A 15,249-nucleotide genomic window follows, 5' to 3' on the forward strand; every position below is an offset into this window, starting at 1 on the left:
ACCGCGTTCCCGCCTATCGTGTGGGAATGCCTGCCGCCCAAAGTGCCCGAGCTAAGGCTGTCGACGCTCCCTCGCCAGACACCGACGCCATCGACCCCCTTGCCCGGTACTGGTCGAAGCGCAACTTCGCCATCACCTCCGAGCCTCGCGGTGAGCGGGCCGCACCTGGTGAAAACCTGAGCTTCGTCGTTCAGAAGCACGCTGCCTCCCACCTTCACTACGACTTCCGCCTTGAGCTCGACGGGGTCCTCCTCTCATGGGCGGTGCCCAAAGGCCCCAGCTTTGATCCCAAGGACAGGCGAATAGCCATCCACGTCGAGGACCACCCCCTGACTTACGGAAGCTTCGAAGGCACGATCCCTCCGAAGCAATACGGAGCCGGCACAGTGATCGTGTGGGACAACGGATGGTGGGAGCCTGTGGGGGATCCTCGCGATGGACTCAAGCGCGGGAAGCTGCTCTTTCACCTGCACGGCCAGAAACTGGAAGGGCTGTGGGAACTCGTGAATATCGCCAAGGGCGGTGAAAAGCAGGAACCTTGGATCCTCTTCAAAAAGCGTGACAGTTTTGCCCGGCCCAAGGCTGAATTTGATGTCGTCTCCGCGCTGCCGGACAGCGTAATCGCCAAGCCCCTGAAAACGCCCGCCACGCCACCAGTGTCCAAGAGCAAGCGCAGCGCTGCAGCGCGCGGCAAGGCAAGCCAGCAAACGGTTGAAGCTGCGCAGCCAGGGATGCCTGGAGCCGTGAAGGCGGCGCTCCCATCCAAGCTCGCCCCTCAGCTTGCCACCCTGGCCACCGGCGTGCCTGAAGGCCAGTGGGTGTACGAAATCAAATTCGACGGCTATCGCATCATGGCGCGAGTCGAGAGCGGCTCTGCCCGGCTGCTCACTCGCAACGGACACGACTGGACCGAGCGCATGCCCCACATGGCCGCGGCGGTGAACGCGCTGGGTATCCAGTCTGGGTGGCTGGATGGGGAGTTGGTGGTGATGGGGGCCAACGGCAAACCCGACTTCAACGCGCTGCAAAAAGCCTTCGACAAGCGCGCTCGGGTCGAAATGGTTCTGTTCCTGTTCGACGTGCCATTCTTTGAGGGGTACGACCTGCGAGCGGTGGAGTTGATGCACCGTCGCACGTTACTCAAGAGCGTGCTGGAAGAAAGGGGGAGCAACGCTGTGCGTTTCAGCGAAGACTTTCCAGCCTCGCCGCAGGCCCTGCTGGAGACAGCGTGCAAGATGCAGCTGGAAGGGGTGATGGCCAAGCGCAGCGACTCCACCTACATCTCCAAGCGCAGTGATGCATGGCTCAAGCTCAAGTGCAAGCAACGCCAGGAGTTCGTGGTGTGTGGCTTCACCACGCGTACCACCGGAGCCACCTCGATTGGCAGCCTTCTTCTAGGTGTGCACAACGACCAGGGCGATCTGGTGTCAGTGGGCAGCGTTGGTACCGGCTGGAAAGCGGCTGAAGCGGCAGCGCTCTACAAGCAGCTTGCCCCGCTGGATACCCCGAAACCCGCCTTCGTCGCCGGCGTCGCCAAACCCGGGCGGTGGTCGAAGCGCGCGCCCGGAACCGAGCACTGGGTGCAGCCAAAACTGGTTGCCGAGGTCGAATTTGGGGAGTGGACCTCAGATGGACAGATCCGCCACGCGTCGTTTGTCGCTCTGCGTACCGACAAGCCCGCCACCGCCATCGTGCGCGAAGTTGCCAAAGTGGTTGACGGCCCCACCATGCAAAAAGGCGTGAGGCAGAGCACGGCGGGCAAGCCTGCCGCCGCAGGCGTCAAAGTCAGCAACGCAGAACGAGTTATCGATCCAAGCACGGGAATCACCAAGCTCGACCTGGTCCGTTACTACGAGAGCGTGGCGGAATGGATGCTTCCCCACTTGCGTGCACGCCCGGTCGCCCTGGTCAGAGCGCCGACCGGCATCACGGGGCATCAGTTCTTTCAGAAGCACGACGACAAGATGTCGATCCCAGGTATCCGCGAGTTCGCCTCCGATATCTGGCCCGGCCATGCCAATCTCCTGGAGGTACCCAACGCCAAGGCACTGGCCAGTGCCGCGCAGATGAACGTAATCGAGTTCCACACGTGGAATTCGACGGCCAGGAAGATCGATTTGCCCGATCGTGTGGTATTCGACCTGGACCCAGGTGAGGGCACCACGTGGCAGCACATCCAAGAAGCTGCAGTGCTGATACGCGCCCTCCTGAGCGAGCTCCAGTTGGAGGCGTGGCTCAAGACATCGGGTGGCAAGGGGCTACATGTGGTCGTGCCAATCACCCCGAAGCTGGACTACGACCAGGTGAAGGCGTTCTCCAAAGAGGTGGTCGAGCACGTCACCAAAACGATCCCCAGCCGCTTCGTGGCCAAGAGTGGCCCCTCCAACCGGGTTGGCAAGCTGTTTGTTGACTATCTCAGGAACGGCAAGGGTGCTACCACCGCGGCAGCGTACTCAGCTCGAGCGCGCCCAGGGCTGGGAGTGTCGATGCCGGTGAGCTGGGAGGAACTCGGGCAGTTGCGCAGTGGTGCTCACTGGACGATTCGCTCGGCGCGCGAACATCTTTCGTTCCAGAAGGTTGACCCGTGGGTCGGCTACTGGAGTAAGCGCCAGTCGCTCTCCACAGCACTACAACTCTTGGGGGGTGGAGTTTGATAGCGCAGCAAAGAATGGTGACATCGAACTGGTACAGATGCGTTGAATTGCTAGACAAGCAATCAAAGCGGGTCAGACTGCCAACATGCAATTTAAACGTAATTTACTGAACTACGGTACAAGTAAGAAATTCATTAAATGTTGCTGAAAGGCCAGTTTGTATGGTTTGCTGAATGTTTGTGGGGACGAGCACAGATCTCGAATAAGGTATTTGCGCCGCAGCCCCGATTGCATTTATGTTATACCAAGTCGCCGTACAACGTAATTGCTTCTCTGAGCGACTTTTTATCAAAAGGCCAACATGGCCATCATTGGCCATTACTCGAGACATGGTTGCAAGTTCAGTTTCAACAAGAAGCACAGCCCCCAATGCCGACGATGGAAAGCTCACTAGGCCGAGAACTAGATTCAACACCAAGGTGTGGCGAGAAAGCTGCATATGGAAGATCAAAAATGAAGCCTATAACCTCGAACACCACGCCTCAGGTCCCTAGCCATTTCATTGCACTTCCAAGGCTTAAAGTTAAGCGGTGGAGCGTCATACCATTTTGCACCAGTTGGATTAAAAAAACGAGAAATGCACGCAGGTGAATCGCACCTCAAAATTATGTAGGGGTTGTAGCCTGTTGTGTGATCTGAATTCAGATCCGTCAAATCGAACTCGTACTTGGTCGTATATTCATGCACGGTAAAAATAGTGTCGTCCCGCGTGACCTTGCTGACATCTTCGCAAGTACGTAGGCCCTTCTCGATAAAGTCCAGCAGCTGTTCAGCTGTTATTTCTTGAGCTGACACTTTGGAGAGATTTGAAGCAATAAATATACATATCACTGCAAGCCGTATTTGACCTGATAGCCCAATTCCAGCCCCCCTAAAAGGCATTCTTAAGCTCATGTTATGACACCGAGCTTTAACTTTTCTTTGGTGCATTTGAGGGCGGTTCATTGCAAAGCGGGGCATTGCAGTTGATGCGGCATGCGGAGTGCGCCTTGCTAGGAATTGCGAAGGCTGAATCGCATGCTGCAACGCATACCTTCAAAGTTTTCATACATTGTTCGAACTGTGCACGTTCCCCAGTACCGGTCGTATTCTGAGCGTGGAGTATGGCCACATGGAATGTCTCAACAGAAACAGGGGATGGCTCCCGGGCATTGGTAGAAACAACCGTGATAGTTGTCAAAAATATAGCCAAGGCAAGTTTTTTCATTTCCTGATCCTTTCCCAACACAAACCTAGCTGGAGCAGAACATTCCGATATGAAAACGAAACCTTTTTTACTGTAAACGGACTTTAAGGTCTATGCAAGGCTAAATCGCATCACCGAGGGCAAAAACTGGCCGTTTCAGTTTGTCAGGCGAGAGGCTGACCGGCACACTTGGGGAGTCTGTCGTTCGACACTCGCTCTGCGCTTGCTGCGCAGCTGCATTCATCAACCCACTGGGGCTCCGTTGCCCTGTGGGGTGGGGGCTCCTTCAAAAGTGACCCCCATGAAACAACAACTCAATCTGATCTCCAGAATCAGAGACATCACGTCCATCCTCATCCTGCGCACGCTGCTGCCTTTCGAGGTGGCCGCGCTTGAATTCGATGACGGCTCGCGCATCGAGGAAGATGGCACCAAGCGCCATGTTTTCGACGGCACCGGCGCTTCCCTCATCAGCAGTGAGGCCCTCGGTGACAACCTGGTGCTCACGGCCCACGAAGCCTTGCTGCAGGACGCAACCAGCGACTTGAACCTGTGTCTGCAGGTGCTCGGCGTGAACAAGGCCATCTGGTCGGTGGACGCTGAAGCTCTGTTCGACAGGATTTGCGCCGTGGATGCGGCCTGGTCGTTGTTGCGCGTGCTGCGTCTGGCACAGCCCGAAGGGGATGTGCTGGCGCTGGCTGAAAAGCTCGGAACCATCGCACACCAGTGGGCACACCTGCGCCAGCTGCAGTTCGACGGTCAACACATCAGCCCGGCCCAGATAAAGCTCATCGAGCAGATCGAGGGCTACGCGGCCAAGCCCACAACACTCAGCGACCTGGTGGTCAAGCTGGTGCTGCAGCCGGACCCACGGGGATCGGCCATGTCTGTTCGCTTCAAAGGCGGCGACTACGACCGGGAGATGCCCAGCTTGGACCTGTCCTGGCGAGTTGCCTCCCCGATGCGCGCAGCGCTGCCTGAGAAGGCGACAGCGAAGAAGACCAGCCGTACCGTGCTCGGCGTCAAGGTGACCGGCAGCATGCTGCCAAAACCAACGAAGCTGCCGCAGGACGTGCTGGACGCCCTGGCCGGTGCCCAGATTGATGGCCGCGAGGTCAAGCTGATCAAGCGCATGAAGCCCGCGCTCTACCAAAAGGTCTCGGACGTGTTGGTGGAGCTCGGCGGGCTCTGGCACACGGCTCAGCAGGCGCATGTCTTCCCGGACGGCGTTGAAGAGCACCAGGTGCGCCAGTCCATCGACGATGTGCTGGCCACCGGTGAGATCTACACCGCGCAGGACTTCGAGTTCTTCGCCACGCAACGACCTGAGGTCAACCGCATGGTGATGCTTGCGGATCTGCGCCCGGGCATGAAAGTGCTGGAGCCGTCTGCCGGTACAGGTGCCATCGCGTTGGCTGCGGCCGAAGTGGTGGGCAAGAGCAACGTGACCTGCTTCGAGCTGATGCAACGCAACGTGCAGACGCTGCAGGCGCTGGGCTTCGCAGTTGACGGTCCAAGGGACTTTCTGGAAGTGCCGGCGCAAGCGTCGTTCGATGTGGTCCTCGCCAACCCTCCATTTTCCGGGAGCAAGGACGTTGCCCACATCGAGCACGCCATGCGTTTCCTGAAGCCTGGGGGCCGTCTGGTGGCCATCTGCTCAACGTCCTGGACCCATGCCAACAGCGCCATCGCTCGGGCATTCCAGAACTGGGTGGATGACCACAGCATCGCGGTGGAGGACATCGAGGCCGGGGCTTTCAGAGCATCCGGTACCGATGTGGCCACCAAGCTGCTGGTGCTGCAGGCACCGCGCGCGGCGGCCGCCGCGAAAACCGAAGAACCGACTGAAGCCGCGTACGCGTCGACGGCATTGGAAGTCGACACGCCGCGGATCACCGGGAAGCCCGCCCCGGACACCGTGATGGAGGATTTGGCCAACGCCTTCTTCTGATGTCCTGGCAACGGGTATCGAGACCCTGAAATGATGAACCCCCTGACCGATCAAACGGTGCAGGGGGTTTTTCTTTGGGCGCTCGGAGGCTGGTCGAGGATCTGACTCAGGCCGCCAGGCGCACGGGTTCGTGGAACTCGGGCAAATCGGGGCGGTGCTTTGCAGTTTCGCTCTCCACGGCACGTGGCATTGCCATCGCTTCCGCGTTCGACTGTAGGAATGCGCCCTCGAACTCACTCTTGCCCAGTTGGCTGAGTTGGAAGATGTGCACTCTGGCCAGCTCGGTAAGCCGTTCTCGGTCAGCGCCGCTGATTTGGTTCGTGCGCCAGACGCCGCTGGCCATGTTTCGTTTGTAAATGTCGTCCAACGCGTCGGTGGCGTCCGAGATAGCGATGCTCAGACCTCGGACCACGCCTTTGCGCTCCAGGCGCCGCGCGAGAATGCAGGCCAGGCGGATATCGTTCCATGCCCGTGCCGAGTCACCCATTACCCCCAACTGGCTGACTGACACCAGCAGCTGACGTTGGAGTTCTTCGATGATGGCGGGGCTGAGCTTGGCGGCTCCGTTGGCAGCAATACCAAGGGTGTCGAGAGCGATGCGTCGCTCTCTGGGTTTCTTCGTGGTCTTGCGAGTCTTGGACTTGGCCATGTGTGGGGTGGGTCAGTGGCAGACAGCGCAGGCCGAGCGCATGGGGCGCTACGGCTTGCTCCCAAAGTAGGGCTCAGTGATCGCTTTCGAGCCTCCGCCCCACGTTGGAGGATTCTGCCAGTAGGCCTTGTCGCCCAGGTCGACCAAAGCCCTTGCCGCATTGCCGGGTTTTTGTTGCGCGGCGTTGTTGGCACTCTCGACGGCTGATGAGATGGCCCCAGAGAACGCGGCCCGCCCTTCAGCCTTCTTGAGGCCGCGCAGACACTCAGCTGAGGCGATCAGCGTCAGTTCGCCACCAGAAGAGCCGAAACAGCGCGAGCGCACCTCGCCAGTCTCACCAGCCCAGGTACCCACGGCCGGGGTTCCCGAGAGTGATATCCAGAGCAGTCCCTTGAGCACCGGGTGGCGGGGCGGGGTGGCAGAGCCGCTTGGTTCAGTCGAGAGTTTCACGCTTCGGCGCCGGCGGTGGAGCCCATGAAGGGGCGCACTTGGTCCAGTACGCTGGCGGCCGCGCGCATCAGGGCTGGCATCTGGTCCAGCGTTTCGTTGATGAAGGTGCGTGCTGCTTCGCTGGGGGAGACAGACCCGGAACGCAAAGCCAGTTCCTCGGCCGCGTCACGCAAGCTGTGGTCGAAAACCTCACCCACCACGTGCTCGATCACCAACTCGTTGATCTGCAGGCTGGGGATCAGCATGGGGCTTGCGCGGTGAATGAAGGCAATGCGCTGCTCCGCGCTGAGCGAGCACAGTTCCTTGCCGCGCAGGGCGTCCAAAATCGCATCAATGCGCTCCTGGTCGCGCTCCAGCCGTTCGGCCTTCAGGTGAGCCGCTTTGTCCATGCGTTCAGCCATTTCCTCAGCCAGACCCCCGCAGCGGAAGAACGCCGCGGATTCCTCTGGGCTCAGGATCTCGCTCTTGGCCGTCTCGCGAAGCTGGGAAGCCAACTGCTTGAGGCCGGTGATTCGGCTTCTGTGGTCCAACGCCCGGGTGAGGGTGTGAACGATTTCCTGTGCTGATTTCATATCGTGGTCCTTGCTGGAGTCCTGTTGTGCAGGCAAGCCGTGGGGGTTTCGTGACGTCATTCTGGGTCGGTGTTTGGCCATGGGGGATGGGGTATTGGCCCGGAAACCACGTGTAGAAGCATCAGGCGGGCACAAGCGTGTGTTTTTTCCACCGCGCGCAGCCCTTGCGGATGAGCGGTAGAGCCGCGCCTCGGACTTGCCGCCAGGACACTTCCAGCTCGAAGGCGGCGTCCATTTCGGAGATGGGCAGCAGGCGCTGCAGCCTCTGGGAGAGGGAGGGCACTGGAACCGTGCCGATGGAGCGCACGTGGTACTTCACGCCCATCTCATCGGCCCGGGCCATGAGTTCGTTTGCGTCGTAGCCCGCATGCCGGCTCAACAGTCCGATCAGGATGCCAACGAAACGGGGGCCATGGGCCTCGTACCCCACATTGAGTCGGTGAGCAGCCTCGTGCAGGATGACCCAGCGGTTGCGGGACCACTTGGGCAAGCTCAGCTCATGGGAGTGCTTAGCAAGTGCCCGGCGCTGCCCACGGTGGGGGCGGATCACAGCTGGAGGTGGTGTTCTGGCATGGCCATATCTCCCACGCTCGCTGGTCCAGACGGGTTTGAGGAAGTCCGCGCACTCCTGCAGGGTCTCGAACTCAGACGAATAGTGGCAGTGCGTGGTGCTCAGTGCTTCGCCACTGTCCTCGGCAAGGCGGACAAGGCGGCGGCTGCATGTCGCTTCCCAGCGGTAGACCACGGTGCGCTGGTTGTCGCGCATCTCAGCGCGCCCGAACATGCTGTGAAGATTCTTCTGAAGGATGCGCATGGTGCTGTGCCTCAACGGATGGGGGCAGGGCGCATCAATGGCTGGAGCGGCGGAAGTCCCATGGGGCAACAGGGCTCTGGTCGCCCCAAAGGCCCCTGCTGGCTGCGCGGGCGTCATCCTCAGCGCGGGCATAGTCGCGGCGCTCAGCGGCGCTCTGGTCGCGCTGGTAGTGCTTGTAGTGCCAAGCCATGCCACGGTTTACCTGGATGAGGTTCACGTCGCTACCACCCGACAACACCACCCCCAGCACGCGCCCATAGCGGTCCTCGGCGTCATAACGCACCTGAACCATCTTGCCGTAGACCAGTTCACTCAGCGAGCGCTTGGACACTTGCCCAAAGGCCTGTTTGGACTCGGGAGCGTCGATGCCCCTGAGGCGCACCTTGGTGGTCCGCTTGTTGGCATCAAGAACGGTGATGGTGTCCCCGTCGGAGACACCCACCACGCGACCTTCAATCTGCGCCGACCATGCGTGGTTCAGACCTCCCGCTAGGATGAGCACCATGACGATCTGCGCGATCCAGCGTGGCATTCCGAGCATGCGCAGGGTGAAGAGGATTACAAGTTTGCTCATGCAGATATGGGTGGTTGGATAGTAGAAAAGGGCCTCGATTCATAGTTGCATAGCTTCACTCGTTGTCAAGGGCGCGCGCCACGCCATGCAAGCGAAAAAGGTTGCCATCACGGTCGCGCATCACCATTGGGAAAGCCCATGGGTCGAACGGGCCGGGTTCTTGTTCACGCACATCCAGGGTGATTGTGGTGTGACGCTGCACGCCGGACCCTTTGGGCTTGTTCGTGTCCGCCTGCCAGAACGAGACTTCCAATGTGTCGTCACTGATCGCAGTTGCGGTACGAAAGTGCCCGCCAACTGAAGCATCACCCACTCGTGAGAGCTTGGGGCGCAGACGCAGGTTGGACATTGCCACCGCGCGCCCAAGGATGTTCCAGGCGCGCGAGTCAGCAAGACTGAAGGGCTCGTCGGCAGCCTCACCACGGGGAGAGGGCACGAAGTCGCCGTGCGGAGGCATGTTCACGATGTCACAGGGGCGCATGCGGTCGCGGCCCCACGTGAAGTCAAGCTGGCACAGGCGCTCGACGTGCGACGGGGGAAGCGCATGGACAAGTGCCTTCACGCGCATGTGTTCCACAAACTTGAAAAGCGTCATGGTCCGGCCCCATGCGATGTGAACATCACTGTTGCCCGCGTCCCTGCGGGCATCCAGTTCCGCGTTCAACTGCGCCATGTTGTCGTTGAAGGTGGCGTTGGCCGTGGTGTGCAATGAGCCGGGCTTGCCGGGAAAGGACTCGACGTTGCACCATGCAGACCAGTCGATCGGCAACGCCAGTTCGGCTGAAGCGTCGAGAAAACGTTGCTTTCCTGCTCGTGGGCTAGCACCAATGAACAACTGGTCAGCAAGGCACACGTCGTAGTCGAGCACCACGCGCTCGGCACCGGGTCCGGCCAGGGTGAGCTCATACCGGGAGAAGTCGTCACTGAAGCCTGCGCTGAGCCCCTCAAGGTGGAGATGAATGCCGTTGGTAAGAGTGCCGGCCGCCTTGGGATCAAAGCCGACGCGCGCACAGTCGGGATCAAACCCGAGTTCGAGACGCACCGAGTTCTTGGCCAGGGGTTCGTTGATGCGACTGCGGTCGATCTTCGCCAGCGTGCTGAAGGATCCATCGAACCGGTTCACCTGCCGCAGGAACCACGTCTTTCCAGCGGCGGGGTGATGCTTGGAGAAGACGTGTACGCGTACTGCTTGCTGAAAGAAGGCGGCACGCTGAAAGAAATCGAGGTACACAGACCCGGGATCACCAACAAACGCAACGCGCTGCAGGTCGAGTGGCAGATCGCGGCTGTGCTTGGCTCGAAGCATCACCTCCTGCGCGCGCTCGCCGGGGATGGAGACCGCCTCCGCCTTCGACAACCCGTTGTGCGACAGCCCACGGGACAGATTGAGTTTCGCCTTCTGAGTGCCCTCCCACGTGAAGTTCGGGATCAGTGCGCGCAGCAGCATGTCCGCGTGGACGGCGGTCTTGCTGCCTTCGTTCTTCAATCCGCTGGTGCCGTTGCTGGCACGCATGAGGCGCGCCCACCGCGTGAGGCCTGCGCCTCCGTAAGTGATGCTTGGAGCGTAGTGCCCATTGGCCAGGTAGAAGGCGTACAGATCGAACGCATAGGACTTGTTCGTGTTGACCTCAGGCGCGTCGTGTCCACCGTGCGGCTGCGCCGTTGACGTTGCAGACGGGGCCGCGCTGTGCGAGTGCAGGGCGGGGGTGGAGCTCAAAAGATGGGTCATGGCGACTCGCTTGGATTGGGGATGGGTGGATTGAAAATCCCCGCAGCGGATGCCGCAACTCAATCCGGCCAGTTCTGGTTCGGAGAGAAAGAATCACCCGCCGCTCCGCCAAAACAGGCCTGATCGACTTGCAGTCCTGCGCCCTCGCATCGACACTCGCCACCGAAACCGTCTTTGACGATTCCGCTACCGCACCACCTGGTCGGACAGCCTTCAACGGGCAATCGCCCAATCAAACCAACCCGCGAGGACGCAATGCCCTCGGGGTGTGGCGACTCGCTTTAAACGGAGCATTCGCCAATGGAAATCATCAAGAAACCCAAGTTCGTCATGCCGCCCACCAAGGGTGCGACACATGAGCTGCGGGAGTGGCTGCTGAACACGGTCTACGACCGGAGCCATCTCAAAGACCAGCCCGGCTACAAGCTGCTCGAGGCCTCCAACAAGTTCAACCAGGGCATCTACATCGTGGAAGGCAACTTCGCACGAGACGGCTACAAGCTTGCATTGCAGGAAGCGTCCGCTGCAGGCCTGTCCACCAAACGGGTCATCGTGTATGGCGTGACCAGCACCTACTCGGGCCACGGCATCTTCTTCACCAAATTCGAAGAGTTGGGGGTCATGGTGCCGGCGTTCGCCTACGCGTCCGGACCTAGCCAATCCATCGAACCCGCGTGCGCCGCGGCATAAAGCAAGCCCACCACCCCTGCGCCTCTGGACCTTCACGGTTCAGGGGCGTTTTTCCGTTTGAGTTCCAGGACGAGTGTCGAGCACAGGAACCCCGCGACGGGCGTGGTGGTGGACGGGGGCCGCAGGATCGGATCGGTGGAGAGCTTGGCATTGAAAGGCAACCGTCGGCCTTCGGCCTCACTAGGCATGGTGGCCTCTCGAGGGGCACCCCCTGGCCAAGATGTGACTACACGGAGAACCACAGGACTTCAGAGGAGATGCCTTCTTGCATCTCCTTTAGGGGTGGAAACCTTGCAAAGTTTGGAAACACCGTGCAAATGGAAACGCTGCCTCCTTGCTCAAGGGGGACAACAATGGAGCCATGCCCATGCGGGGGGGAGAGCTTGAGTTCAAAGCGGCTGCTGCTGTGGCCAGCGTCGTGATGATGGCTGCACGATTCAGCAGATCCCACAGACCCTGCCTCTGCGCCGGGGCGACTACCTCGCGGCTATCACTCAAGCCACGAATTCGCCCCCGCAGTTCAACCAAGCGCTCACGGGCTACTTGCACGGATGGCGTGTTGCCCTTGGCCACCGACTTCAGGTGCTTTCGAAGCTCATCCGCCAAATCCTCCGGTGAGGGAGGAGGTGGAAACTTCATCCCCAACTGGCGCAGCAAACTGGGCAGATACAACGTGATGGTTCGGGCTACGTCCGAATTAGAACGAGCCCCTGCGAAAGAAGTCACCCCGCCCCAGAAGGTGGTGTCTTCGACCAGCATGCTCAAAGCTTCTATTGCGTCACGAGAAGCATCGTGAAGCGCCAACTCATAGGCGCTCGAGTTCCCTCGAGATTTGGCTTGAGATCCCACATCGAGATGCGACCGAATTCGATTGCTGTACCCAAGGTACACGTCCGCAGCTGCCATATCGCTCCTCCTCCTCCTTCAAAGTACGAGCAATACTAGCGAGACCTGTGGTGATGCACAACGCCAACAGGCGCGTCCCCAGCCGCTTGCTCGGCTTCTTCAAGAACTATGCCGCCGAAAAACTCCAGCTGAAGCGCCTTGTGCACTATGGGTGGCCGGATCGGGTTGCGCGCCCAGCACGGCGACTCGACACTCAGACCTGTAACCGTCTCCGACGATTTCGCATCCCTGTGCACGCGCAGCGGATCGCATTCAACTCACTGTTTCGGCCAGCCCGAACCATTTCCCAACCCCGCGAGGACTCAGCTGCCTCATGGCGGTTGGGTGCTCGCTCGCATGGAGCATTCACATGCAGAACGAGTTATTCAGCGAGGCTTCATCCGAGGTCCAGGGCGTGCAAAGCCGCTCCCTGGGCATCGAGATTCCTCAAAACAAAGAAAGCCCTGTGGCACGCGCAATGCGCAGAATCAGGACCATCATGCTCAAGAAGCTGGCCCCCGTCCTCGCGTACAGCGGGGGGAAAGATTCTTCGATTTTGGTGGCACTGGTGCTCACCACCGCCCGTGAGATGAAGGAGCGCGGTGAGATAGTGATGCCTCTGACGATCGTCCACAGCAACACAGGTGTGGAAAATCCAGAAATCACAGAACTGGCTCGTAGTGAGATGGTGAAGATGAAGGCCTATGCAGAAAAGCACGGCCTGAAGCTGACCATCAACGTGGGCAAACCAACGCTCTCGGCTTCGTGGGCCGTGAAGGTGATCGGCGGCAGGGGCATCCCCAGCTTCCCCGACGGGCAGGCCTCCTGCTCTGTGGACTGGAAGGTGGCGGTCAACACCCGCCTGCTGACTGCGGCATACAAGCAATTGCGCAAGACCGAGGACATCGCTGATGTTGTGGTGATGACTGGTGTGCGTGAAGATGAGTCGATCATCCGAGACATGCGCATCAAGAAGCGCGGCGAGGTAGCTGAAGGCTTGTGGGAAAACGAGGATGGCCAGCTGCGCGCCTCACCCATACTGGACTGGACTGTCGATGACGTGTGGCTCCACATAGGCTATTGCAACGCAGGTGTCGAGGACAGCTTTTCGGACTTCTCCGACGTCATGAGGGTGTATGCCGGCGCGGGCGGTAGCTCGTGTGTCGTGGTGGCAGACATGCGCACTGCAAACAACAAGACAGCATGCGGTGCTCGCTTTGGTTGCTGGGCATGCGTCAAAACGCAGAATGACCGGTCCATGGACACGCTGATCGCTTCTGATGAGCAACGCTACGGGCACATGAAGCCTCTGGCAGCGCTCAGGAACTACATCAGCAACACACAGTACGACTGGAGCAAGCGCCAGTTCGTGACCAGAACCATCGACGCAGAGGGCTTCATCACCATTGGCGCGGACACCTACTCACCGAACATGCTCGCTGACCTGTTGGCGTACACGCTGACAGCGCAAGTCGAGTCCGGTGTGTCGATCATCGACTACGCAACGCTTGTCGGGATTGATGCCAGGTGGAGCATGTACGGGCTGTTACCCCCTTTTGCGTGCCTGAAGATCTACTTCGACGTGATGGATGGGAACCTCAAGCGCGCGCCTGTCGTGGAGCGACACCCGAAGACGCCAACGCCGAGCATTGGCAAGATCTACGTGGGGCGCCAGTGGGAGCACATCGAGGGGCCCAACAGCTTGTCGGGCCTGCGCGACACCTCGCGGGAGTTTCACGGTGAGGCATGCGGCCTGGACCTGAGGGTTCTATCCAACGGCAACATGGTGATCGACGATGAACGCGATGACGGCATCGAAGTGGATCCGGAAGGGGCCATGGACTTCGTGGAGTTCTTCGGGAGAGAGATGGTGCAGCAGCATTGCCGCATGGATCACCCCGACTGGGCCGCTGGGTACATGACCTATCTGGGCTACGGCACGCTGGCCATCGCCAAGGGCCGCTCGGCACAGGCCGACGGCATCCTGCGCCGTACGCGCTGGCGCCAGGCCAACAACCTGCACGGCCAGCGAAGCGTGGAGGAACTGCGTGCACGTTGCGTGTCGCTCAACGAAGAACAGCTGGAGTTGCTGGCGGCCTGATAGGTCCGCGAAAACCACCACCCCGAAGCCCCGCCCGTCACAAGGCGGGGTTTCTTTTTTGGGCGCCGACTGCGAAAAAAAGCAACTTTTTGCAGTTTGGCCCGATTTGGGGGCGACAACGCACCCAAACCACCCAGTTGTCCGGGGGCCGCGCGGGAACACCAGTCGAACAATTCACCTTGGAAGCAGTGCCGTGGGCGCTGCCTGCGCATTCAATGCGCGCTCAGACCGAGGAACGACAGATGAATGCAGCTTGCGTGGGTGGTGATGAAGACAGGGCCACCGGTCCAGAACTGAGCCTACAGGAGCTCATGGAGCACCCGTATTGGCAACCGTTGGACCCGGCGCTTCACGCACTGGTGGAACAGGTGCCCACGATCATTGAAAAGTACGAGCGCACCACCATCCTGTCGTGGATCTACCTGGCCCAAGGCGTGATGCCGTTCGTGGAGGTCTCGGATCGCATCCACGGGCCTGAAAGCGTCACGCTGCGCAAGAAGTCGCTGCGCCGCATCCTGCGCTCCATGGAACGTCTGTGCTTGATCAGCATCGTGAACTTTCCCGATGAAGACGGCGGCACCGTGGATGACGGCGAAGACCTGATCGGTCGAACCTCCATGATCAGCCTGAACTGGACGGGCATGGTCTGGATGCGCCGCGCTTGGGGTGCGCGCTCCAAGATGGTCAAGGGCAACAACGTGCGCGCCGTGCATGACCTGTTCACCGAGGAAGAGGATGAAGGCAAGGGCAACGACCCGTGCTGGGTGGAAAACCTCGAAGGTGCAGATCCGGAGGCCGCGCGCGAGCAGATTCGCCAGCAGCACACCCGGTCCTCACCGATCACTTCGGTCTTCGATCTGGCGTTGCCGCGCCGCTGAGGCCGTCATTTCGGGGGTCAAACGTGACATTTTCACGGGCGGGTTCGAGGCTTTGACCCCAAACACGTTCGTTGGCACCCATCTCTTGTGCGACCTGCGCTTGCACACTGAGGGCT

Annotated in this window: 12 protein-coding genes; 5 read left to right on the top strand and 7 right to left on the bottom strand. The window is 60.1% G+C overall.

Translation table 11 applies throughout. The features are described from left to right. Nucleotides 1–26 precede the first annotated feature (26 nt). Both ligD and F9Z44_RS21890 read left to right on the top strand, forming a co-directional pair. Nucleotides 27–2,654, top strand: coding sequence for a DNA ligase D (gene ligD / locus F9Z44_RS21885; RefSeq protein WP_159609026.1), 2,628 nt, complete (start codon nucleotides 27–29; stop codon nucleotides 2,652–2,654). Nucleotides 2,655–4,141: 1,487 nt separating this feature from the next. Beyond that, nucleotides 4,142–5,791 (top strand): methyltransferase, encoded by a 1,650-nt coding sequence (locus F9Z44_RS21890; RefSeq protein ID WP_159609027.1) that lies wholly within the window; start codon nucleotides 4,142–4,144, stop codon nucleotides 5,789–5,791. A 106-nt stretch (nucleotides 5,792–5,897) separates the two neighbouring features. On the opposite strand, the gene F9Z44_RS21895 is transcribed toward F9Z44_RS21890, so the two are convergent. From F9Z44_RS21895 to F9Z44_RS21920, 6 genes are all read right to left on the bottom strand, one after another. After that, a complete protein-coding gene (locus tag F9Z44_RS21895) occupies nucleotides 5,898–6,440 on the bottom strand; it encodes a hypothetical protein (RefSeq protein ID WP_159609028.1) in 543 nt (180 codons plus the stop codon). Nucleotides 6,441–6,488: 48 nt separating this feature from the next. Then, the gene (locus tag F9Z44_RS21900; RefSeq protein ID WP_159609029.1) at nucleotides 6,489–6,890 is read right to left on the bottom strand and encodes a hypothetical protein; all 402 of its coding nucleotides are present in this window, start codon (nucleotides 6,888–6,890) and stop codon (nucleotides 6,489–6,491) included. Continuing rightward, nucleotides 6,887–7,462 (bottom strand): hypothetical protein, encoded by a 576-nt coding sequence (locus F9Z44_RS21905; RefSeq protein WP_159609030.1) that lies wholly within the window; start codon nucleotides 7,460–7,462, stop codon nucleotides 6,887–6,889. Before F9Z44_RS21905 ends, F9Z44_RS21900 begins: the two co-directional genes overlap by 4 nt. A 121-nt stretch (nucleotides 7,463–7,583) precedes the next feature. After that, nucleotides 7,584–8,276: a hypothetical protein gene (locus F9Z44_RS21910; RefSeq protein ID WP_159609031.1), complete on the bottom strand. Its 693-nt coding sequence runs from the start codon at nucleotides 8,274–8,276 to the stop codon at nucleotides 7,584–7,586. 34 nt (nucleotides 8,277–8,310) lie between these two features. Then, nucleotides 8,311–8,850, bottom strand: coding sequence for a thermonuclease family protein (locus tag F9Z44_RS21915; protein ID WP_236574424.1), 540 nt, complete (start codon nucleotides 8,848–8,850; stop codon nucleotides 8,311–8,313). A gap of 55 nt (nucleotides 8,851–8,905) precedes the next feature. After that, nucleotides 8,906–10,579 (bottom strand): hypothetical protein, encoded by a 1,674-nt coding sequence (locus tag F9Z44_RS21920; protein WP_159609032.1) that lies wholly within the window; start codon nucleotides 10,577–10,579, stop codon nucleotides 8,906–8,908. A gap of 300 nt (nucleotides 10,580–10,879) precedes the next feature. Here F9Z44_RS21920 and F9Z44_RS21925 point away from each other — a divergent pair, with 300 nt between their 5' ends. Beyond that, complete coding sequence (locus F9Z44_RS21925; protein WP_159609033.1) at nucleotides 10,880–11,269, top strand: hypothetical protein; 390 nt, start codon at nucleotides 10,880–10,882, stop codon at nucleotides 11,267–11,269. Nucleotides 11,270–11,545: 276 nt separating this feature from the next. On the opposite strand, the gene F9Z44_RS21930 is transcribed toward F9Z44_RS21925, so the two are convergent. Further along, nucleotides 11,546–12,028 carry a hypothetical protein gene (locus F9Z44_RS21930; protein WP_159609034.1) on the bottom strand — a complete coding sequence of 161 codons (483 nt, stop codon included), beginning with the start codon at nucleotides 12,026–12,028 and terminating at the stop codon, nucleotides 11,546–11,548. A gap of 496 nt (nucleotides 12,029–12,524) precedes the next feature. Here F9Z44_RS21930 and F9Z44_RS21935 point away from each other — a divergent pair, with 496 nt between their 5' ends. Further along, complete coding sequence (locus tag F9Z44_RS21935; protein ID WP_159609035.1) at nucleotides 12,525–14,255, top strand: phosphoadenosine phosphosulfate reductase domain-containing protein; 1,731 nt, start codon at nucleotides 12,525–12,527, stop codon at nucleotides 14,253–14,255. A 242-nt stretch (nucleotides 14,256–14,497) separates the two neighbouring features. Next, the gene (locus tag F9Z44_RS21940) at nucleotides 14,498–15,133 is read left to right on the top strand and encodes a hypothetical protein (RefSeq protein WP_159609036.1); all 636 of its coding nucleotides are present in this window, start codon (nucleotides 14,498–14,500) and stop codon (nucleotides 15,131–15,133) included. The last annotated feature ends 116 nt before the right edge of the window (nucleotides 15,134–15,249 follow it).

It is taken from the genome of Hydrogenophaga sp. PBL-H3, assembly GCF_010104355.1.
In the GTDB taxonomy this organism is placed as follows: Bacteria; Pseudomonadota; Gammaproteobacteria; order Burkholderiales; family Burkholderiaceae_C; genus Hydrogenophaga.